Below are 20,009 nucleotides of genomic sequence, written 5' to 3' on the forward strand. Positions count from 1 at the left end.
TTTGGCCTGAATTAATCTACAAGCTCATGCCCAGGACAAGGTGACAAGCGCCGCAGCGGTCCGTAAGAAAACGCCATGGCAGAGACTTTCACAAGTGCGACCAACGGTCCGGACGACGACGCGCCGTTTCGCTCGCGGCTGTCGTTCGACCTCGATGTCGACATCTGCGTGGTCGGGGCTGGGCTCGCCGGCCTGACCGTGGCGCTCGAGGCGGCGCGTCTTGGCGCCAGCGTTGCCGTGCTCGAAGGCCGGCACGTCGGCTGGAACGCGTCCGGCAACCAGCTTGGTACCGTCATGCCAGGCTATAGCCTGCCGATCGGCGAGTTGATCGAGCGCGTCGGCCTCGAGGATGCCCGCGAGCTATGGGCGCTGTCGAAGCAGGGCGCTGATTACATTCGCGCCGTGGCGACCGAAGAGGCGATGCCGGGCATTGCGCTGAGCGAGGGGGCGCTGGAAGTCTCCAATGTCGACGCCGGCGAAACGCTGATCAGCCGGCTGCAGACGCTGAGCGAGGATTTCGAAACCGAAGTTGAGGGCTGGCAGGTCGATCGGGTGCGCGATCAGCTCAAGACCGGGCACTATTTCCACGGCATCTATTACCCCAGGGCGTTTCAGGTCGACGGCCGCAAATATGTCCAGCGTCTGGCTGGGCTCGCAAGGCGGGCAGGCGCGCGCATCTTCGAGGACACGCCGGTGGTCAGCATCGACCCTTCGGGCATTCGCAAGCGCATCGTGACGCCGTCGGCGCGGCTCCGTGCATCGCACATCGTGCTGGCGGGCAACATCCATCTTGGAGCGCCGCTGCGGCGGCTGTCGGAAACGCTGCTGCCGGTCTGGCGCTATGCCGCTGTAACCGAACCGCTTGGCGCGCGCCTTGCTGAGGCCATCACCTTTCAGGGATCTGTTACCGACAGCGACGGCATCGATCATTTCCGGATCGTGGAGGGCGACCGACTGATGTGGGCCAGTCCGGAGACGTCCTGGAACGCGCGGCCGCGCCGCTTCGGCGCGACCATCCAGCGGCGAATCGCCACGATTTTTCCAACGCTCGGCAAGGTTGGCATATCCGACGTGTTCGGCGGCGCGGTCGGAGTAACCGTGCACGGCATGCCGCAGATCGGCCAGTTGCGCAAAGGATTGTGGGTGGCCAGCGGCTTCGGCCGCCAGGGGATGAACACCGCGGCGATGGCGGGGCAATTGGTGGCGCGCAGCATTCTGTGGGGCGACGAACGCTGGCGGCTATTTTCGCCGTTCGAACTGGTCTGGGCAGGCGGCACAACCGGGCGGGTCGCCGGTCACCTGATCGGCATGTGGGGGCGGGGAAGTTCTGCCGCCGCGGGCGCGCTGGCCCGTTATCGGGAAGGCGGGCGCGCCAAGGAACAGATTCGCGAGGCGCGGGTGGCCGAGGCCAGCCGGCAGGCCGGAACCAGGCCGCCACTCCGCCGCCGTCCGCCGGATTCTTCGCAGCCGCGGTCGGCCCGCCCGCAGCCGGCGTCGGACGCCCCGGAGGGCGCAGTGCCGCCGGTCGCCCCCTCGCAGGAAAGTGAGCGAATTCGGGACGGATCCGTGTAACTTCCGCACGAGCGCGTCGTATTTGATGGCGAACCATCTTGTTCCGCCTCGCACGGAGACCCCGATGATCGACCGCCGTATCCTGCTCGCATCTGTTGCCGGCCTGTTCGGCCTTGTGACCTTCCGCTGGTTGCGCACAACGCCGGCTCAGGCCGCCGGGAAATTCGAGATCGAAAAGACCGACGCCGAATGGCGCGCGCAACTGACACCGCAGCAATATGAAATCCTGCGCAAGCACGGCACCGAGCGTCCGGGTTCGAGCCCGCTGTTGAAGGAGCATCGCAAGGGCATCTTTGCCTGCGCCGGGTGTGACCTGCCGCTGTTCTCCTCGGAGACGAAATTCGAGAGCGGCACCGGCTGGCCGAGTTTCTATCAACCGCTCGACAACGCGCTCGGCAAGACCGAGGACCGCGCCTACGGCATGCTGCGCACCGAAGTGCATTGCCGACGCTGCGGCGGCCATCTCGGTCACGTCTTCAACGACGGCCCGAAGCCGACGGGTTTGCGCTATTGCATCGATGGATTTGGGCTGGTGTTTCACCCGTCCTCGCCATCGGCCTCCTAAAGGCTCGCGCCCGGCAATTGTTGCCCCGCCCGGCAATTGTGCCCCGGTCTTTCGACCGGGGCTTTTTATTTAAGCGACTGATAAATATCAATTTTTGCATCTGGCACGGCGCTTGCGACATCTTCTCCCGACGCGGCCTGCGATGACGCGAGACCGGCGAGCCGCCCGGATCGAACTTGGAGAGAATGTCATGGGTATCTTCGGCGCTCTTACGACAGCGGTCGGCGGCCTCCGCGCGCAGTCGTACGCACTGGAAAACGTCTCGGGTAATATTGCGAACTCGCAGACCACGGCGTTCAAACGCGTCGACACCAGTTTCCTCGATCTCATTCCGCAGACCGCATCGACCCAGCAGTTGGCGGGTGGCGTGACCACGCAATCGCGCAGCACCAACTCGGTGCAGGGCGACGTGCAGACGGCCTCGGTCGCGACCTTCATGGCCATCAACGGCGCCGGCTTCTTCGCCGTGCAAAAGCCCGGCACCTTCACCGACGGCACGCCGGTGTTCGACGGTGTCGACCGCTACACACGGCGTGGCGACTTCCAGATCGACAAGAGCGGCTATCTCGTCAACGGCGCCGGCTATTATCTCCAGGGCGTTCCGATCGATCCGACCACCGGCAACCCGTCGGGCAGTTCGCCGCAGGTTCTCAAATTCCAGAACGACTTCCTGCCGGCGCAGGAAACCACCAAGATCGACTATCGCGCCAACCTCGCCTCTTATCCGCTGACGACGAGACACGATACGTCGGTTCTGGGGTCGGAATTGCTCGCACCGGGATCTTTCAGCGCCGGACACAATCCGCTGGTGGTGGGAACGCCTCCGGCGCCGTACACCGACTCGTCGACCAGCGGCACCGTGCAGAGCAACAAGGCGACGCCGTCGGTCGCCAATACCGGCGCGACCACGCTTTCGGGCGCGGCAGGCACCAACTCGATCTCCGCCAACTTCGCCGTGGGCGACACCATCACGGTCAACGGCACGGTAGTCACCTTCGTGGCGGCGGGTGCCGTCGGCAATCAGCTCAATGTTACCGACGACATCGACGACTTGCTCGCCAAGATCGACTCGATCACGGGAACGGCAATTCCGTCCACGATTACGAGCGGTTCGATCACGCTGCATACCGGAACGGCGGCCAACCTCTCGGTCACCAGCTCGAACCCGACGGCATTCGCAGCCCTCGGCTTCACCGGCACCGCTTCTGCGACACGCGGCGGCGGCGGCACGATCGGCACCGGGCAGGTGGTCGGCAACGACAACTCGACATTCCTCGATCAGAGCGTCGCGGGAGGCGCGGTCACCACCTACGACGTGTCGGGCGCGCCGGTGAACCTGCAGTTCCGCTGGGCCAAGAGCGACAGCTCCTCGCTCGGCCCCGGTCATACCGATACCTGGAACATGTTCTATCAGGTCAATGCCAACGCGACCGGCACGCAGGTGGCATGGCAAAACGTCAATACCAACTTCACTTTCTCTGCCTCCGGCCAGATGTCGCCGGCGATACCGTCCATCACGCTCACCAACGCGGTCGTCAACGGTGTTTCCCTCGGCAGCCCCGTCATCAACTTCGGCACCGGTGGTGTGACCCAGTTCGCCGACGCCAACGGCAACGTCCAGGTCAACCAGATCCAGCAGGACGGTTTCCCGGCCGGCCAGTTGCAGTCGGTCGGTGTCAGCACCAACGGCCGCATCGTCGGCAATTATTCCAACGGTCGTAACCTCGATCTCGCCGAAATCTCGATCGCGACCTTCAACGGCACCAACTTCCTCAAACGTGTCAACGGCGGCGCCTTCGAGGTGACCGACGAATCCGGCGGCGCATTGTTCGGCAAGTCTGGAACCATCGTCGGTTCGTCGCTGGAAGGATCCAACACCGACATCGCCGACGAGTTCACCAAGCTGATCGTGACCCAGCAGGCCTATTCGGCCAACACCAAGGTCATCACCACTTCCAACACGATGGTGCAGGATCTCCTGAACGTGTTGCGCTGATCCGCGATCCGTTCCTTCGCGATGCGATTTGAGATGGGCATTTAGTCATGGGTTTGAGTCAGGCTCTCTCTACCGCGATGTCAGGCCTGCGCGCGACGCAAGCCTCGCTCGCGCTGGTCTCGTCGAACGTCGCCAACGCGGAGACGCCGGGCTACGTCAAGAAGACCATCAACCAGGTCGCAGGCACGACCGGCGACTTCGGTTCGAGCGTACTCATCAACGGCGTCAACCGGCAGCTCGATCAGTATCTGCAGACCCAATTGCGCACCGAAAATTCCGGCGCGTCGTACTCCGAGGTACGTTCGACCTATCTCGCCAACCTGCAGAACGTCTATGGAAATCCGGACGAAAGCGGCACCATCGAGAATGCGTTCAACAACCTGCTGACGGCGATGCAGGGCCTGTCGACCAGTCCGGACTCGCAGTCGGCGCGCATCGGCGCGGTCGCCGCGGCACAGGCGATGGCGCAGCAGCTCAACTCGACGACGCAAGGCATTCAGAACCTCCGTGCCAACGCTGAGACCGGCATCAACGACTCCGTGATCACCGCGAACAACGCCATGGCCCAGATCGCGGCGATCAACATCAAGCTGCAGAACGGCGGCGGCCAGACCGACGCTTCGACGGCATCGCTGCTCGATCAGCGCGATCAGTATATTGATCAGTTGTCGCAGCTGATCGACATCAGAACCGTGACCAACAATCTCAATCAGGTGACGATATTCACCAATTCCGGCGTGCAGTTGGTCGGCACCGAGGCCTCGAAGCTGAGCTTCAACCCGCAAGGTACGGTCACGCCCAACACCCTGTACAACACCGATCCAACCAAGAGTAACGTCGGCACCATCACCATCAACTTCCCGCATGGCGGCAGTTACGACATGGTGTCGACCAACTCGATCCGCTCCGGCAAGATCGCCGCCTATCTCGAGTTGCGCGACAAGACGCTGGTGCAGGCCCAGGCCCAGGTCGATCAGTTCGCGGCATCGATGTCGAGCGCGCTGTCGGACAAGACCACGAACGGCGTCGCCGCGCCTGGATCCGTCGCGCCGCAGGCCGGTTTCGACCTCGATCTGGCCGGGCTGCAGTCCGGCAACATCATTCACGTCACCTACAAGAACAACATCACCGGCGCCACGCACAATCTCTCGATCGTGCGCGTCGACGATCCGAGCGTGCTGCCGCTGACCAACGCGGCAACGCTCGATCCGAACGACGAGGTTCTCGGCGTCGACTTCTCCGCGGGCATGGGCTCGGTGATTACCCAGCTCAACGCCGCGCTTGGAGCGACCGCCGACCTTCAGTTTTCAAATCCGTCGGGGTCCACATTGCGGGTGCTGGACGACGGCGTGCCGAATCGTTCGGACGTCCTCGCCGCGTCGGTCACCACGACCATGACGTCGCTGACCAGCGGTAACGTACAGTTGCCGCTGTTCACCGACAATGGCGCGCCTTATGGCGGGGCGATCACCGCCAACGGCTCGCAGCAAATCGGATTGGCGGCCCGCATCAGCGTCAATACCGCGCTGCTCGGCGATCCCTCGCGCACCATCGTCTATTCCACCAATCCGCTCACGGCCGCCGGCGATACCGCGCGTTCGGACTTCATTCTCACGCAATTGTCGACCGGGTCCTATCGCTACTCGCCGACGACCGGCATCGGCACCACGGGGGCTCCGTTCACCGGCACGCTCACGAACTTCGCCAGGCAGTTCATCAGCCAGCAGGGCGAGGCGGCGAATGCCGCCAAGCAGCTGGCAGACGGCCAGAACGTCGTGCTGAACACTCTGCAGAACAAGGTGAACGCTACTTCCGGCGTCAATATCGACGACGAAATGGCGCATCTGCTGGCGCTGCAGAATGCCTATTCCGCCAACGCGCGTGTGATGTCTTCGATCAAGCAGATGTACGACACGCTGATCCAGTCCATGTGAGGATTTCATGTCTATCGACGGCGTTAGTGGCAGGACATCCTATATCGGGAGCTCGATCATCGGGCTGCGCAATCAGCTCAACGATCTGACGCAGCAGCTTGCGAGCGGCAAGGTCTCGACGACCTATGCCGGGCAGGGTGCCGATCGCGGGTTTGCGTTGAGCCTGCGTGCGCAGGTCAGCAGCATCAATGCCTTCGCGAACACTGCGACCAACGTCAATACGAGAATCAGCGTTCTAAACCTGGCGCTGCAGGGCTTGGCCAACATCGGTACGGCGGTAAAGAGTGCCGCGGCTGCGTCGACCATCGTGCTCAACAACAACGGACAGACTTCCGGCCAGATCACGGCGCAGGCGGCGTTTTCCAACGCCGTCTCGCTGCTCAACAGCCAGTCGGGCGACCGCTATCTGTTTTCGGGGCGCACCACCGACAAGTCCGCGACTGTGCCGGCCGACGTGATGCTCGCCGGCACGGGAACCCAGGCCGGGTTGACGCAATTGATCAACGAGCGCCGGGAGGCGGATCAGGGCGTCGGCAACATGGCGCATCTCACCGTCGCCTCGCCGCCGGCGACGACGACCGTTACCAGCCTTGCCGAAGACGGCTCGTCCTTCGGGCTGAAGCTTGGCGCCATCAGTTCGTCGCTGACCGGCGCGACCGTGACGCAGCCGGCCGGCGCGCCGCCGTCCGCGACCATCGATCTTGGCGCCGTCAATCCGAATGATGGCGACAAGATCGCGTTCAATTTCAATCTGCCCGATGGTACCAGCGAGACGATCACGCTGACCGCGACTACGACAAATCCGCCGCCATCAGGTTCATTCCTGATCGGTGTCGACACCGTCGCGACGACCGCGAATCTGCAGGCCGCATTGACGTCGTCGATCCAGACGCTGGGCGATACCGCGCTGGTTGCGGCATCGGCGATTGCCGCGTCGGATAATTTCTTCAATCCGTCGGCAACGATCACGGGAAGTGCGGTCAACAACCAGGCGGCGGTCCCGGCGCCGATCACCGGCGCCACGCTATTGTCCGGCGCGGCGGGAACGGATTCGCTGGCCACGAGCTTCGCAGCGGGCGACACCATCACCGTCAACGGAACGCCGATCACATTCGTGGCCGCCGGCGCGACCGGCGACCAGCTCAACATCACCGACAGCGTTCAGGCGTTGCTGGCGAAGATCGATTCGATTTCCGGTGCCACGACGCCATCGACCGTCAGCGGCGGAGTGATTGCATTGCACGGCGCCGACAGCGCTGATCTCTCGATCAGCAGTTCCAACACGACAGCATTTGCGGCGCTTGGGTTCAGTGCCGCGGCAACGGCCACGCCTGCGCCATTGCGCGTCAACGGTCCGCCGTTTGCCACCGCCACGAACCTGATCGGCGGCACTCCGGCCAACACGGTGTCGTGGTACACTGGCGAAGTCGGCGCCGATCCCGCGCGCGGCACCGCGATCGCGCGCGTCGATCAGGCGGTCACGGTGCAATACGGCGCGCGCGCCAACGAGGAGGCACTGCGCTATCAGCTGCAGAACATCGCGGTGTATGCCGCGGTCACGACCAATGCCAACAACCCGAATTCCAAAGCGCAGGTGAATGCGCTTCAACAGCGCATTTCGGCAAACCTGGCGCCGCAGAACGGGCAGCAGTCGATCCAGGATATGCAGGCGGAAATGGCCGGCGCGCAAACCGCGATCAAGGGAGCGACCGACCGTCAGACCCAGCTCAAGGGAATGGCGCAGACGATGCTCGACTCGATCGAGGGGATCAATCCGGACGAGGTGGCAACCAAAATTCTGGCGCTGCAGACCAACCTGCAGGCCTCGTATCAAACCACCTCTATGCTCTACCAGACCACGTTGACCAAGTACCTGCCGATCTGATCTGACGACTTTCATCGCAAGCAAAAAGGCCTCCTTGCGGAGGCCTTTTCGTTTGGCGCCGTTGCGACGCTCAGGCTGACTTGAGGTCGGGCTCGCTTTGGAGCTTTCGCGCGCTTTCGAGGATCTGCTCCTCATGGGCGATGAGCTTCTTCGCTTCCTTCAGCGCGTGATAGAGATCGCCGTTCAAGATGTAGTTGTTGATCCCTTCGATGAACGGCCATGCACTGGGCATCGCGGTCAGGATATCACGCACCAGGCTGAAGTAGGTTGGGTGGTGGGCCATCGGGTCCGGCGACAGATACATGAGCTGCACCGCGAGATAGATCAGCTTGGCCGGGGTGTCGGCGCTCTCGGGCGTCAGGATGTCCTTTTCGCGCAGGATCGGAATCCTGTCGCCGTCGATCAGGAGCCTGGCACGTTGGTCGGTATTGGTGACCACGCAGGCGCCGATGATGATTCGTTCGTGCGGCTTGAGCTCGACTTTCAAGGCCATGCCTGTTCTCCATTGACGCTTGTCGCGCCAGTTCTGGGTGCCCGCCGGCGGATTCGGCATCCTTTCCGATGATGGTTAATCAATCGTGAATGGGCCGTTGGTGCCTGTGCGATAGAGCGTGGCTACTCGCGGCCCGTAAGAACACGGGGCCGCCGGCCAAGCGGGCTATTAATTTGAAATTCAGCCTCTTTATGCGCGGGTTATTCGACCGGATTCATTTTTTCTTAGAGACTTGGTTTCAGAGTGAGCCGTCGCCCGATCGAGAGGTCGGGATAGTGGCTCGTTTTATTTTCACACCAGAAAGGTATGAAACATGTCCGGTATTGTTCTCTCGGCTTCGGTTCGCCAGAACCTTCTCTCGCTGCAGTCGACCGCAGATCTGCTCGCGACCACGCAGAACCGCCTTGCCACCGGCAAGAAGGTCAACACCGCCCTCGACAACCCCACCAACTTCTTCACCGCGCAGTCGCTCGATGCACGCGCTGGTGACATCAACAGTCTGCTCGACGGCATCGGTAACGGCGTGCAGGTGCTGCAGGCCGCCAACACCGGTATCACCTCGCTGCAGAAGCTGGTCGACACCGCGAAGTCGCTGGCCAACCAGGCGCTGCAGAGCGCGGTCGGTTACTCCACCAAGTCGAACGTCTCCGCGACGATTGCCGGCGCAACCGCAACCGACCTGCGCGGCACCACGACCTACACCAGCGCCACTGCGGTCAGCAACGCGCTGTACAGCGGCGCAGCCGGCGGCACGACCGCTGTGACCGGCGCGGCGACCCTCGGCGCCACCGCCGGCGCGCTTGTCAGCTCGGCTGCGGTGACGGACAACACCGCCGGCGCCGTTAATATCACGGCCGCCACCAAACTCTACGGTCCCGCCGGCGGCGCCGCGGGCACTGGCGGTCTGACGACCCAGGCTGCATCCTCGTTCGTGGATGGCGATGTCCTCACCGTGAACGGCAAGACGATCACGATCAAGTCGGGCACCGTTCCCGGTGCTGCCACCCTCGCTGCCGGGCTCAGCTCGGTCGGCAACGTTGTGACGGATGGAACCGGCAACTCCACCATCTACCTCGGTGCTGGTGCGCAATCGGACGCCAGCGTTGGCGATCTCACCACCGCCATCGACCTTGCCAGCGGCCGTCAGTATGTCGCGTCGGTCGCCTCCGGTGTCGCCACCCTGGGCGGTACCGCCAGCACCACCCTTGCCGGCATCACGACGCTCAGCAGCTCCACGGGCGCTGATCTTTCGATCACCGGCAAGGCCGACAGCCTCAAGGCACTTAACCTGACGGCTGCAGTTGGCGCCGGTAACACCACGCTCACCGCCGCTCGTGCGACCAGCGCTGCCAGCATCGCCAACCTGGTGGAAGATGGTTCGACGCTGAACGTCAACGGCAAGACCATCACCTTCAAGAATGCCAACGCTGCGGCCCTCGGGGCGGTTCCGACCGGCTCGGGCATCAGCAACACCAACCTGCTGACCGATGCGGCCGGCAACTCGACCGTCTTCCTGCAGGGCGGCACGGTCGCCGATGTCCTCACCGCCATCGACATTGCTACCGGCACCAAAACCGTGAGCATTGCGGCCGGTGTGGCCACCGTCTCCAACGCCGCCGGCGCGACGGCGTCGACGGTCGCCGCGAACGGCACGCTCAGGCTCAGCACGGGCATTGCTGACGACCTGAACATTACCGGCACCGGTAATTCCTTGTCGGTGTTTGGTCTCACGGGTCCCACCGGCACCGACACCAGCTTCACCGCGACGCGTACCGCGGCGCCTGGCAGCCTTGCCGGCAAGACCTTGACCTTCACCGCCTTCAACGGCGGCACGGCGGTCAACGTCACCTTCGGCGACGGCGCCAACGGCACGGTCAAGACCCTCGACCAGCTCAATGCCGCGCTGCTGGCCAACAATCTGGCTGCGACGGTGGATTCGTCCGGCAAGCTGACGATCTCCGCCAGCAACGACTATGCTTCGTCGACCCTCGGTTCGGCATTGGCAGGCGGTGCGATCGGCGGCACGGTCACCAGCTCGGTCACCTTCACGACCGCGACGGCTCCGGTTGTCGACGCTTCGGCGCAGACCGTCCGCGCCAACCTGGTCAAGCAGTACAACGACATCCTGTCTCAGATCACCACCACTTCGCAGGATGCGTCGTTCAACGGCGTCAACCTGCTCGGCGGCGATCAGCTCAAGCTGACGTTCAACGAAACAGGCAAATCAACCTTGAGCATCACCGGCGTGACGTTCAATGCGGCGGGCCTCGGTCTTGCGAACCTGACGAGCGGCACCGACTTCATCGACAATGCCGCCACCAACAAGGTTGTGGGCGGCCTGGCGGCTGCTTCGACCCTGCTGCGCACGCAGGCTTCGGCTTTGGGTTCGAACCTGTCGATCGTGCAGATCCGTCAGGACTTCTCCAAGAACCTGATCAACGTGCTGCAGACCGGCTCGTCGAACCTGACGCTGGCCGACACCAACGAGGAAGCGGCCAACAGCCAGGCGCTGTCGACCCGCCAGTCGATCGCGGTGTCCGCGCTGGCGCTGGCCAACCAGAGCCAGCAGAGCGTGCTCCAGCTGCTCCGCTAAGTCCGGCGCGAAGACAACGATCAAGGCGGCGGGGGAAACCCCGCCGCTTTTCTTTTTGGGTGAGAGAAATAAATTTCGGTCGCGCGAATAAAACGCCTCAAAGCAAAAATTTTGGTCTCGATGTTAATCTCATTAGAACCCGCGGCGGGCAAGGTGGTGAAAATGTGGATTTCCGGCGAACCGCTGACACAATTGGTAACCGCCGCTAACCATATTTAAAGGCACGGCTTGTATGAAAGTTGGGCAGTTTTCGAAGTCCCCGCGGTCCTGCCAACCGCCCCATCGAGGTTCTTGAATGTCCAATGCAGCCCAGGCCTACGCTCGTACGTCGCAAACGACGACATCTCCCCGTGAAATCGAAGCGCAGGCGCTGCTGAAGGCCGCACGGCAACTCCAGGAAGTTCAGTCCAACTGGAATGGTCCCGACAATGCCATGCACAATGCGTTGCTCTTCAATCGCCGGCTCTGGTCGATTTTCATGAGCGCCGCGGAAGCCAACGAAAATCCGCAGCCGATCGAGGTCCGGCAGAACATCGCCAACATCGGCTGTTTTGTCATGAAGCAGACCGTCGACATGCAGATGAACCCGGATCCGGCCAAGTTGAAGTCGTTGATTGACATCAACTGCAACCTGGCCGCCGGTCTGTCAGGCCGCGCCTAACAACACCTGGATGAGGGCAAGGGAGCTGTAGCATGGCCGACGTCCTGAGCATCCTGTCGGCCAACTACAAGACCGTCGGGATGACGGTGCCATCCAAGACTCCGTACTTCGCGGTCAATCCCGACAACTATCAGGGCGATTGGACCGGCAAATACGCCGACAACAAATCGTTCAAGATCACGGTCTCGAACGTGACCGGCTTTCGCGCCAAGGTGCACTACCAGAGCGGTGGCACCAACAGATATCAGGAAGTGCTGATCAGGGATAATTCGTTTCGGATCGGCGACGCCAAGTTCACGCTGATGAGCAACGGCAAAGCCGAAATCAAGAACGTCGTCACCGATCCCGCCAGCGGACAGACCTATCTGGACAAGGCTTACGCGACGCATGTCACCTGATTAGCGGATCTTCCGGTTTCAAGCCTGCCGGTCGGTCACGCGAAGACGCTGCGGGGCTTCCCTGGTCAGGTCGAGCGCGCGGAAATAGGCGCGGCGGCGCAGCACGGCTTCCTCGGGGAATTGCTTCACAACCTGGCTGGTCCGGTTATCGACGACCTGATAGACGATCGTCCGCGCGTCGCGATCGATCACCACCTGGTTCGAGACCGACGCACTCGAAATCGAAACGCGGACCGCGGCGGCATCGCCGGTGCGTGCGCCGGCGTCCGACGCCACGACGCTCTGTCGCGCCGGCAATTCGGTCGCGACCGCATGATTCGCCGCTTCGCTGATCGGTTGAACGATCGGCGCGGCGACCGGTGCCCCCACCGGCTTGATGTTGAAATCTGTACTCATGGCAGCCTCCAGGCTTCCTTCGAGTCAAATCCCAACCCCTCTCAAACCGCAATATAGCTTGGCACCCCTCAACACGGTGTTAGGGAACGCGCTGAATCCCGTGCATATACGGGGACACGAATTTATCGAAAATTGTAAGGTTTGTCCGGAGCGAATTGGCGTCGCGCAGGCCGAACCTTGATTCGCTAGAGCGAACGGCTGACCGCGAGCGGCGTCATGTTGCGCGGCCCGGGCGCCGCGCGCTGGCCGCTCGCGGTATAGGTATTGGGGATGTTGCGGCGCTGGATCTCGACGTTGACGCCGCGCACGATGCCTTCGGACACCGCATGCGCGGTCGCAAGCACGGTGAGGTTGACCTGCAGCATGGCGCGGAACGTGTCGTGGTGGCGTCGCAGCGTGGTCAGCAATTCAGGCGATACCTGCGCCAGATATTTTTGCGAGGTCTTCAGATGTTCGACGGTGATCATGTAGCGGCGCGATAGCTCGCCCTTCTGGCCCTCCAGCTCCATCGCTTCGCGCACCTTGCCGGCACGAACCAGTTCGGTTTCGCGCTCGATGATCCCGAGCAGCGCGCTCATCACGTCCATCAGGTCTTCCGCGAGCTTGCGGGCCTCGGCCGGAGTCGAAATCGCCTGTGCCGGTGCGGCGGCGGGCTTGGCTTGGGTTCGCTGATTCATGGCGGGGTTCCCTTATGTCAGCCGGCGCGGTTGGCTTGCTGCAGGATCAAGGTACGGAAGACGTCGTTGGAGATGCCGACGCCGCCGGATTTGGCGAACGACTTCGAATATTCATCCGTCAGCATCGAGCGCCAGACGCCGGTGCCGGGGGTATCGCCGAACGGGCCGGCGCCCTTGATGCCGGCGGTCATCTGCGAAAACATCGAGTTCAGGAACATGGCTTCGAAGTCCTGCGCCTTGGCGCGGATCTTCGTCTGCGCCTCGGGCGAAACCTTGGTCAGGGCTTCGGTCAGCAGCGGATCGGTGCGCGCCGCGGTCCTGCTGTAAGCTTTGGTGTGTGAGGGATCGACGATGCCGCCCAAGGTGCTTTGCATCACATCACCTCGATATCGGCCTGGATCGCGCCGGCGGCCTTGATCGCCTGCAGGATGCTGATGAGGTCGCGCGGACCGATGCCGAGGCCGTTGAGGCCGTCGACGAGTTGCTGCAGCGAGACGCCGTCCTTGACGACCGCGAGTTTCTTGCCGTCTTCGGAAACCGATACGCTCGAGCGCGGCGCCACCACGGTTCGGCCGCGCGACAGCGGATTGGGCTGGCTCACTTGCGGACTCTCGGAAATCGAGACCGTGAGGTTGCCCTGCGCCACTGCCACGGTGGCGACGCGCACATCGCGGCCCATTACGATGATCCCGGAGCGTTCGTCGATCACGATCTTGGCGGCGAGATCCGGTTCGACCTGCAATTGCTCGATCTCGGTCAAGAAGGCGACGACATTGCCCTTGAATTCCGCGGGGATCGCCAGCTGCACCGTGGAGGGATCGATCGGCTCGGCGGTCTTGACGCCGAGGAAGTCGTTGACCGCCGCGGCAATGCGCTTGGCGGTGGTGAAATCGGCATTGCGCAGCGCCAGCCGCACGTTGGGCAGGCGATTGAGCGCGAATTCGATCTCGCGTTCGATGATCGCGCCGTTGGGGATGCGGCCGTTGGTCGGAACGCCGCGCGTAATGCTGGCGGCAGCGCCTTCGGCTGCGAAACCTGCGATGGCGAGCGAGCCTTGCGCCACCGCATAGACGTTGCCGTCGGCGCCGAGCAGGGGGGTGACGAGCAGGGTGCCACCCTGCAAATTCTTGGCGTCGCCGAGCGCGGAGACGGTGACGTCCATCCGCGTGCCCTGGGTGCCGAACGCCGGGAGATTGCCGGTGACCATCACGGCGGCGACGTTGCCGGTACGGATGGTGGCGCCGCGAATGTTGACGCCCATGCGTTCCAGCATCGCCTGCAGCGACTGTTTGGTGAAGGGGATGTTGTTCAGCGTGTCGCCGGTGCCGTTGAGGCCGACGACAAGGCCGTAGCCGATCAACTGGTTCTGACGTACGCCCTCGATGTTGGCGAGGTCCTTGATCCGCGAGGTCGCGCCTGCGGACATGGCCGACAGCGCCAGCGCCAGCAGCGCCGCGCAGCCCACCCAAAACACTCTCGCCGTATGGATGCCGGGCATCCCGATGCTCCCCTTGAAGTCTTTCCGGACGACACGCCACTCCCATGACGGTAGTCCGCAATTAACTATGCGAGATCGGTGCCACGCGGATTCGGTGGCCTAGTCCGTTGAAAGTGCTGTGCTTTGTTCGGTTGTGCGCGATCCGGCCGAGCTCGCGGCGCCGGCGAAACTGCCGCGCGGCGGCAGATTTTGCCGGGTCGTTTACGCGGCATTAACCATAACGCGGCGAAGCTCCCTGCAATCGACCGCGAGATCATGACGATGCGCATCTACGGACCCAACGGCACCACGCTTGGATCGCCCGCGAGCAACACGCGGCGTACCAGTTCGACCGGGTTTTCGCTGCCGGATGCGCCGGCGACGCCGGAAGAGACTCGCTCGGCGGCCCCGCCGAAAGCCGCCGGCAGCATCGACGCGCTGCTGGCGATGCAGGGCGTCGAAGATCCGACCGAACGCCGCAAGCGGTCGGTGGCGCGCGGGCGCGGCGCGCTCGACGTGCTCGACGACCTCAAGCTCGGCCTGCTGTCCGGCAATCTCGATACCGCCACCATGAACCGGCTGCGCGATGCGGCGGCCAACCTGAAATCCTCCTCCGGCGATCCCGGCCTCGATGCGGTATTGGCCGAGATCGAGCTTCGGGTCGAAGTCGAACTGGCCAAGGCCGGGCAGTTCTAGGCTTCGCGTTCGCTTCACATCCTGTTTGCTCACGCCGCCATCGCGCTGCGCTGCGCATCGTAGCGGCGCTGCGCGTTCAGCACCTCCTTGAGATTACTTTCCGCCCAATCACGCAACGCATCGACGGCGGTCGACAGCGTCGCGCCCAGCGGCGTGATCGAATATTCCACGGTTACCGGCACGGTCGCGATCACACGGCGCTTGATCAGCCCGTCGCGCTCCAGACTCTTCAGCACCTGCGACAGCATCTTCTGTGAGATGCCTTCGATGGCACGGCGCAGCGCGTTGAAGCGCATCGGCTCGTCGCGCACCAGGAGCAGGATCAGCACCGCCCATTTGTCGCCGACGCGATCGAGAATCTGGCGGGTCGGACAATTGGCGGCGTAGGCATCGGGTTTCATGTTGGCGGCTTTCGCATTCCCGTTTTTCATGGCGGTTACTCCGGCGTAATCAGGTGAGTTCAAAGTGCTCTCTTAACACCAACGCTCTTTGCGTTATCTAGTCACCATTGGATACTACATCCATCCCATCGCAAGGAGAAACCCTGATGAAGATCGCCGTCGTCGGCGCATCCGGCAATGCCGGCTCGCGCATCGTCACCGAACTGGCCAGCCGCGGCCACACCATCACCGCCATCGCCCGCCACCCCGAGAAGATTGCGGGCCAGCCCAACGTCACGGCCAAGCCGGGCGACGTGCAGGACCAGGCCGGCCTGACGGCACTGTTCGCCGGCCATGACGCCGCGATCAGCTCGGTGCATTTCCTCGACAGCGATCCGGTCCGGCTGATTGACGCCGCCCGTGATTCGGAGGTCGGCCGCTATCTCGTGGTCGGCGGCGCCGGCAGCCTCGAGGTGGCGCCGGGTGTCCGGCTGGTCACGACGCCGAACTTTCCCGTGGTATACAAGGCCGAGGCCGAGAAGGGCGGCGCCTTTCTCGACCTGCTGCGCCAGGAAAAGGAGCTGAATTGGACCTTCCTGTCGCCCTCGGCCCTGTTCACGGCAGGCGAGCGGACCGGCAAGTTCCGGCTCGGGACCGACCAGCTTTTGAGCGCTTCGGACGGCAAAAGCTGGATTTCCTATGAGGACTTCGCAGTTGCACTCGCCGACGAAATCGAGCGTCCAGCCCATATTCGGCAGCGTTTTACGGTCGGTTACTGACCAGGAAGGCCGCCCCGATGGCCTTGCCTGTGCAAGATCTAGCGGGCGGCCTTGCCTTGGGGACGGCCGATATTGTCTGTCACAACCCGCCGCTATATAAGGCCCGCGCGGACGGACGATTTTCCGGGCCGCCTTGTACGCGATGGGCTGACCTTGGAAAAGTTGAAGAATTATCGACCGTCCGAAAAAGAGCCTTTCATGAACGACCGCCAGCGCGATTATTTTCGCGCCAAGCTGCTGGCGTGGAAGGACGAGATCCTGCGGGAATCGAAGATCACCCTGCAGACCCTCCAGGAAGAGAACGTCAATCATCCCGATCTGGCTGATCGCGCCTCTTCCGAAACCGACCGCGCGATCGAACTGCGCGCCCGCGACCGCCAGCGCAAGCTGATCTCGAAGATCGACGCCGCGCTGCAGCGTATCGAGGACAACACCTACGGCTATTGCGAGGAGACCGGCGAGCCGATCTCGCTCAAGCGGCTGGAAGCCCGGCCGATTGCGACGCTGTCGGTGGAGGCGCAGGAACGTCACGAGAAGCGTGAAAAGGTCTACCGGGACGAGTAGAGTAACCTCCGGCTTCCGGCCGCAGCGCGCGGTCGGCATTGCCGGTTTGTAACCAGAGAGCTGCCGCCGATGGACAAAATTCTCGCGGCCGCCAAGCGCATTGCCGGCGCCCGCCGCAGCCGCAGCCCGCTGGCTGCGCTTTCGTCCGACCTCGCGCCGCAGGACGAAGCCGAGGGCTACAAGGTTCAGCGCGCGGTCCACGATTTGCTGCTGCCGCAGGTCGGCAGCCTGGTCGGCTACAAGATCGGCTGCACCAGCGCGGTGATGCAGCAATATCTCGATATCCCGCATCCCTGCGGCGGCGGCGTGTTCGCCAAGGGCGTGCATGAGTCTGGCGCCAAGCTGCGCTTCGGCGATTACATCCGTGTCGGCGTCGAGTGCGAAATCGCGGTCCGGCTCGCGCGCAATTTGCTGCCGTCGGAAGCGCCGTTCACCGCCGAGTGGATGATGGAGGCGGTCGAGGCCTATCACCCCGCGATCGAGATCGTCGACGACCGCTACGTCAAATGGGAAACGCTGGGCGCACCGACGCTGGTCGCCGATGATTTCTTCGCCGCCGGCTGCGTGCTCGGCCCGGCAATCCCGCGCAACGACGCGCCTGATCTGCTCAATGTGGTCGGCCGCGCCATCATCAATGGCACCGAAGTCGGGCGCGGTACCGGCGCTGATGTGCTCGGGCATCCGCATAATGCGCTGGCCTGGCTGGCCAATCATCTGGCCGAGGAGGGCAAGGGCTTGCACGCCGGGCAGATCGTTCTGACGGGGAGCCTGGTGAAGACCGCGTGGCTCAACGCCGGCGACAGCGTGGTGATGGAGCTCGACGGGCTCGGCACGGTGGCGGCGAGCTTTCCGGATTGAGCGGGAATCATGCAAGGGCAGGAGAGCGTTCCCTCGATCCTCGAAGCCGATGCGCGCGGTGAAATCGCCGAGATTTTTGCCGACATCCGAAAGGTGCTCGGCACCAGCGTCGTCAATCTGATCTGGCGCAACCTCGCGACCATGCCGGGCGCGCTGCCCTGGACCTGGGCCACGGTGCGGCCGCTTTATCTCGGCGCCGCGCCGCTGCATGCGCAAGCCATCAGGCGCACGGTCGCCTTGCCGGATCTGCCCGGCTTTTCCGCCGACACGTTGCTGGCCGCCGGTATCGATGAATCCGACCAGGCCATCATTCGCAACGTGCTGGACAGCTATCAACACACCAATGCGCTGGCGCTTGCTGTACTGTCGGCGTTGCTCGCGCATTTCGAACCGCGCCCGGCCGAACCCGTCACGGCCGCCAGCGCCGCAGCCCCGCCCTCCGGCGGCAAGATTCCGGAACTGCCGCCGATCGACGCGCTCGACCCTGAGGTGGCGCAGCTGGTTGCGGAATTGAACAGCTTTGGCGAAGACACCGAACCGACGCTGATCGCCAGCATGTACCGGCATCTGGCGTACTGGCCGGCGTATCTCGCGCTGGTGCGAACCCTGCTGGCGCCGCTGCAGGCGGACGGCCGGCTCGATGCGCTGACGCGGTCGACGCGCGCGCTCGGGCATGCGCACGGCGCGATGCTGGCGCCGCATTTGAAACCGGCGGCGCCGCCGGAGACGCTCGGGGATGCGCTGAAGTCTTGTCGCCTGTTCGTCGAACATCCGATCGCCCGCATGACCGGGCTCTGCGCGCTGATCCGCCGCGCCACGCCTGAGTGAGCAGATTTGTAGCCCGGATGAGCGGAGCGACATCCGGGGCCGCTGCCTGTGCGAATCCCGGATGTCGCTTCGCTCATCCGGGCTACGAACTTTTCGTCAGCTCCCCGAGCACTTCAGCTCGGTCCGGTCGTAGAACTTCTTGATGGCATTGAAGGGAACGACGAAGCGTTCCGGATAGCCCTTGAACCATACCAGCACTTCAAAGCGGTCGTCCTTCACGTTCAGCTTGCCGAATTCGTATTGCAGGACGACGGTCATCTCGTTCGGATATTTTTCCAAGAGGTATCCCGGCATTTTCACGCCCTCGGTCCGCGTCGTGAAGGTGATGTGGACCGGATGTTGTTCGGCCGCATGCCAAAGCGTCTCGGCGATGGCAAAGCGCGCCGGCGTCGTGCTGCAGGGTTCAGCCGCCACGGCGCCCGATGCGCAGAGCATGGTCGCCGCCAAGGTGAACAGGATTGCTGCTTTTCTCGTTGTGATCGCCTGCATTGGTCCGTCTCGCGTTGTCACAGTGCTTCTTGCGTTCAGTTGCGGTGGAGGCGGCACAGGTTCATATGAGGAGCAGTGAATGTGCGGGAGGTCACAGGCCATCGCATTACGCCGTCGTCCCTGCGAACACGTTCGCAGGGACGACGAGGATATGGTTTCGCCTTCTCGCGACGCGTTGCGCCCGAGGCTTGCATAAAAACTTCCCGCCCTCCCAATTAGAGGGCGCAGGGAAGACCGGGTGCGCGCTGCACCCGCGGTCCCGTGTGCGGTTTGTAGATAGAAAGCTGCACACGAGCATACAGGGCAGCGGTGAACACCCGGCCTTCCCTGCGCAATGGCTTTACGGCTTATAACGAGCTCTCCCCGGAGAACGGCTCTTTTGCCTCCGTTGCGCCCTGGAAGCTATTGCCTCCAGGTGCATTGACGCCAGCACCGCGACGTCGGGACCACTCGTCTTCACCGTACGCTTCGGCGCCTTTGGTCAAGGGCACCGTCACGTCCACCGCTACCCCGTCCAACGTCCGTGACCACGGCCGACGCCCTTCTGACTAGGACGGGATGGCCAAACTATGCCCCTGAGTCGGTCTTACGGAAAAGCGAAATATTTTTTATTTTGGGGCTTGACATGGCTTCTGTATAACAGAATTGATTTGCCCCGGCTTTCGCCTTCCCCCTTCGCTCTTCGAGCTACGGCGGGACAGGTCGCTCGTTGAGCTACGGCCGACGGGTCGTCGAGGCTATGCCCGGCGCGGCCGTCGGGCCAACAGG

At 63.2% G+C, this 20,009-nt stretch carries 20 protein-coding genes; 13 read left to right on the forward strand and 7 right to left on the reverse strand.

From position 1 onward, the window contains the following. Window positions 1-75 precede the first annotated feature (75 nt). The 5 genes from ACSQ84_RS09095 (at window position 76) to ACSQ84_RS09115 (ending at window position 7,952) form a co-directional block, all read left to right on the forward strand. Window positions 76-1,572 (forward strand): NAD(P)/FAD-dependent oxidoreductase, encoded by a 1,497-nt coding sequence (locus tag ACSQ84_RS09095; RefSeq protein WP_436211340.1) that lies wholly within the window; start codon window positions 76-78, stop codon window positions 1,570-1,572. A 64-nt stretch (window positions 1,573-1,636) separates the two neighbouring features. Next, entirely contained in the window at window positions 1,637-2,137 is a 501-nt protein-coding gene (gene msrB / locus ACSQ84_RS09100) for a peptide-methionine (R)-S-oxide reductase MsrB (protein ID WP_436211341.1), read from the forward strand. Between the two features lie 190 nt (window positions 2,138-2,327). Continuing rightward, on the forward strand, window positions 2,328-4,133 hold the full coding sequence (locus ACSQ84_RS09105; protein WP_436211342.1) for a flagellar hook-basal body complex protein: 1,806 nt from the start codon (window positions 2,328-2,330) through the stop codon (window positions 4,131-4,133). Between the two features lie 47 nt (window positions 4,134-4,180). After that, the gene (gene flgK / locus ACSQ84_RS09110) at window positions 4,181-6,067 is read left to right on the forward strand and encodes a flagellar hook-associated protein FlgK (protein WP_436211343.1); all 1,887 of its coding nucleotides are present in this window, start codon (window positions 4,181-4,183) and stop codon (window positions 6,065-6,067) included. Window positions 6,068-6,074: 7 nt separating this feature from the next. Beyond that, complete coding sequence (locus ACSQ84_RS09115; protein ID WP_436211344.1) at window positions 6,075-7,952, forward strand: flagellar protein; 1,878 nt, start codon at window positions 6,075-6,077, stop codon at window positions 7,950-7,952. 70 nt (window positions 7,953-8,022) lie between these two features. Here the strand turns inward: ACSQ84_RS09115 and flbT are convergent, their stop codons facing one another. After that, window positions 8,023-8,445: a flagellar biosynthesis repressor FlbT gene (gene flbT, locus ACSQ84_RS09120; protein WP_436211345.1), complete on the reverse strand. Its 423-nt coding sequence runs from the start codon at window positions 8,443-8,445 to the stop codon at window positions 8,023-8,025. A 313-nt stretch (window positions 8,446-8,758) separates the two neighbouring features. On the opposite strand from flbT, the gene ACSQ84_RS09125 reads away from it, so the two are divergent. From ACSQ84_RS09125 to ACSQ84_RS09135, 3 genes are all read left to right on the forward strand, one after another. Then, a complete protein-coding gene (locus tag ACSQ84_RS09125; RefSeq protein WP_436211346.1) occupies window positions 8,759-11,038 on the forward strand; it encodes a DUF1522 domain-containing protein in 2,280 nt (759 codons plus the stop codon). A 295-nt stretch (window positions 11,039-11,333) separates the two neighbouring features. Then, on the forward strand, window positions 11,334-11,699 hold the full coding sequence (flaF, locus tag ACSQ84_RS09130; RefSeq protein WP_436211347.1) for a flagellar biosynthesis regulator FlaF: 366 nt from the start codon (window positions 11,334-11,336) through the stop codon (window positions 11,697-11,699). 32 nt (window positions 11,700-11,731) lie between these two features. After that, the gene (locus tag ACSQ84_RS09135) at window positions 11,732-12,097 is read left to right on the forward strand and encodes a hypothetical protein (protein ID WP_436211348.1); all 366 of its coding nucleotides are present in this window, start codon (window positions 11,732-11,734) and stop codon (window positions 12,095-12,097) included. Between the two features lie 18 nt (window positions 12,098-12,115). On the opposite strand, the gene ACSQ84_RS09140 is transcribed toward ACSQ84_RS09135, so the two are convergent. The 4 genes from ACSQ84_RS09140 to ACSQ84_RS09155 all read right to left on the reverse strand — a co-directional run bounded on the left by ACSQ84_RS09140 (window position 12,116) and on the right by ACSQ84_RS09155 (window position 14,668). Beyond that, a complete protein-coding gene (locus ACSQ84_RS09140) occupies window positions 12,116-12,493 on the reverse strand; it encodes a hypothetical protein (protein ID WP_436211349.1) in 378 nt (125 codons plus the stop codon). A gap of 185 nt (window positions 12,494-12,678) precedes the next feature. After that, a complete protein-coding gene (locus ACSQ84_RS09145; protein ID WP_436211350.1) occupies window positions 12,679-13,170 on the reverse strand; it encodes a hypothetical protein in 492 nt (163 codons plus the stop codon). A 17-nt stretch (window positions 13,171-13,187) separates the two neighbouring features. Beyond that, on the reverse strand, window positions 13,188-13,544 hold the full coding sequence (gene flgJ, locus ACSQ84_RS09150; protein WP_436211351.1) for a flagellar assembly peptidoglycan hydrolase FlgJ: 357 nt from the start codon (window positions 13,542-13,544) through the stop codon (window positions 13,188-13,190). Then, on the reverse strand, window positions 13,544-14,668 hold the full coding sequence (locus ACSQ84_RS09155) for a flagellar basal body P-ring protein FlgI (RefSeq protein ID WP_436211352.1): 1,125 nt from the start codon (window positions 14,666-14,668) through the stop codon (window positions 13,544-13,546). The genes flgJ and ACSQ84_RS09155 overlap by 1 nt, the downstream gene beginning before the upstream one ends. A 261-nt stretch (window positions 14,669-14,929) precedes the next feature. On the opposite strand from ACSQ84_RS09155, the gene ACSQ84_RS09160 reads away from it, so the two are divergent. Beyond that, window positions 14,930-15,343, forward strand: coding sequence for a flagellar assembly protein FliX (locus ACSQ84_RS09160; RefSeq protein WP_436211353.1), 414 nt, complete (start codon window positions 14,930-14,932; stop codon window positions 15,341-15,343). 29 nt (window positions 15,344-15,372) lie between these two features. Here ACSQ84_RS09160 and ACSQ84_RS09165 read toward each other — a convergent pair whose 3' ends face one another. Then, entirely contained in the window at window positions 15,373-15,744 is a 372-nt protein-coding gene (locus tag ACSQ84_RS09165; RefSeq protein WP_436212247.1) for a winged helix-turn-helix transcriptional regulator, read from the reverse strand. 146 nt (window positions 15,745-15,890) lie between these two features. On the opposite strand from ACSQ84_RS09165, the gene ACSQ84_RS09170 reads away from it, so the two are divergent. From ACSQ84_RS09170 to ACSQ84_RS09185, 4 genes are all read left to right on the forward strand, one after another. Continuing rightward, entirely contained in the window at window positions 15,891-16,502 is a 612-nt protein-coding gene (locus tag ACSQ84_RS09170) for an NAD(P)-dependent oxidoreductase (RefSeq protein ID WP_436211354.1), read from the forward strand. Between the two features lie 198 nt (window positions 16,503-16,700). Continuing rightward, window positions 16,701-17,066, forward strand: a complete 366-nt coding sequence (gene dksA / locus ACSQ84_RS09175; protein ID WP_092509290.1) for an RNA polymerase-binding protein DksA — start codon at window positions 16,701-16,703, stop codon at window positions 17,064-17,066. 69 nt (window positions 17,067-17,135) lie between these two features. Beyond that, entirely contained in the window at window positions 17,136-17,924 is a 789-nt protein-coding gene (locus tag ACSQ84_RS09180) for a 2-keto-4-pentenoate hydratase (protein ID WP_436211355.1), read from the forward strand. Window positions 17,925-17,933: 9 nt separating this feature from the next. Continuing rightward, a complete protein-coding gene (locus tag ACSQ84_RS09185) occupies window positions 17,934-18,752 on the forward strand; it encodes a hypothetical protein (protein ID WP_436211356.1) in 819 nt (272 codons plus the stop codon). Window positions 18,753-18,848: 96 nt separating this feature from the next. Here the strand turns inward: ACSQ84_RS09185 and ACSQ84_RS09190 are convergent, their stop codons facing one another. Continuing rightward, entirely contained in the window at window positions 18,849-19,241 is a 393-nt protein-coding gene (locus ACSQ84_RS09190) for a ClpXP protease specificity-enhancing factor SspB (protein ID WP_436211357.1), read from the reverse strand. Between the last annotated feature and the right edge of the window lie 768 nt (window positions 19,242-20,009).

The sequence above is a fragment of the Bradyrhizobium sp. LjRoot220 genome, assembly GCF_964252915.1.
Taxonomy (GTDB): domain Bacteria; phylum Pseudomonadota; class Alphaproteobacteria; order Rhizobiales; family Xanthobacteraceae; genus Bradyrhizobium.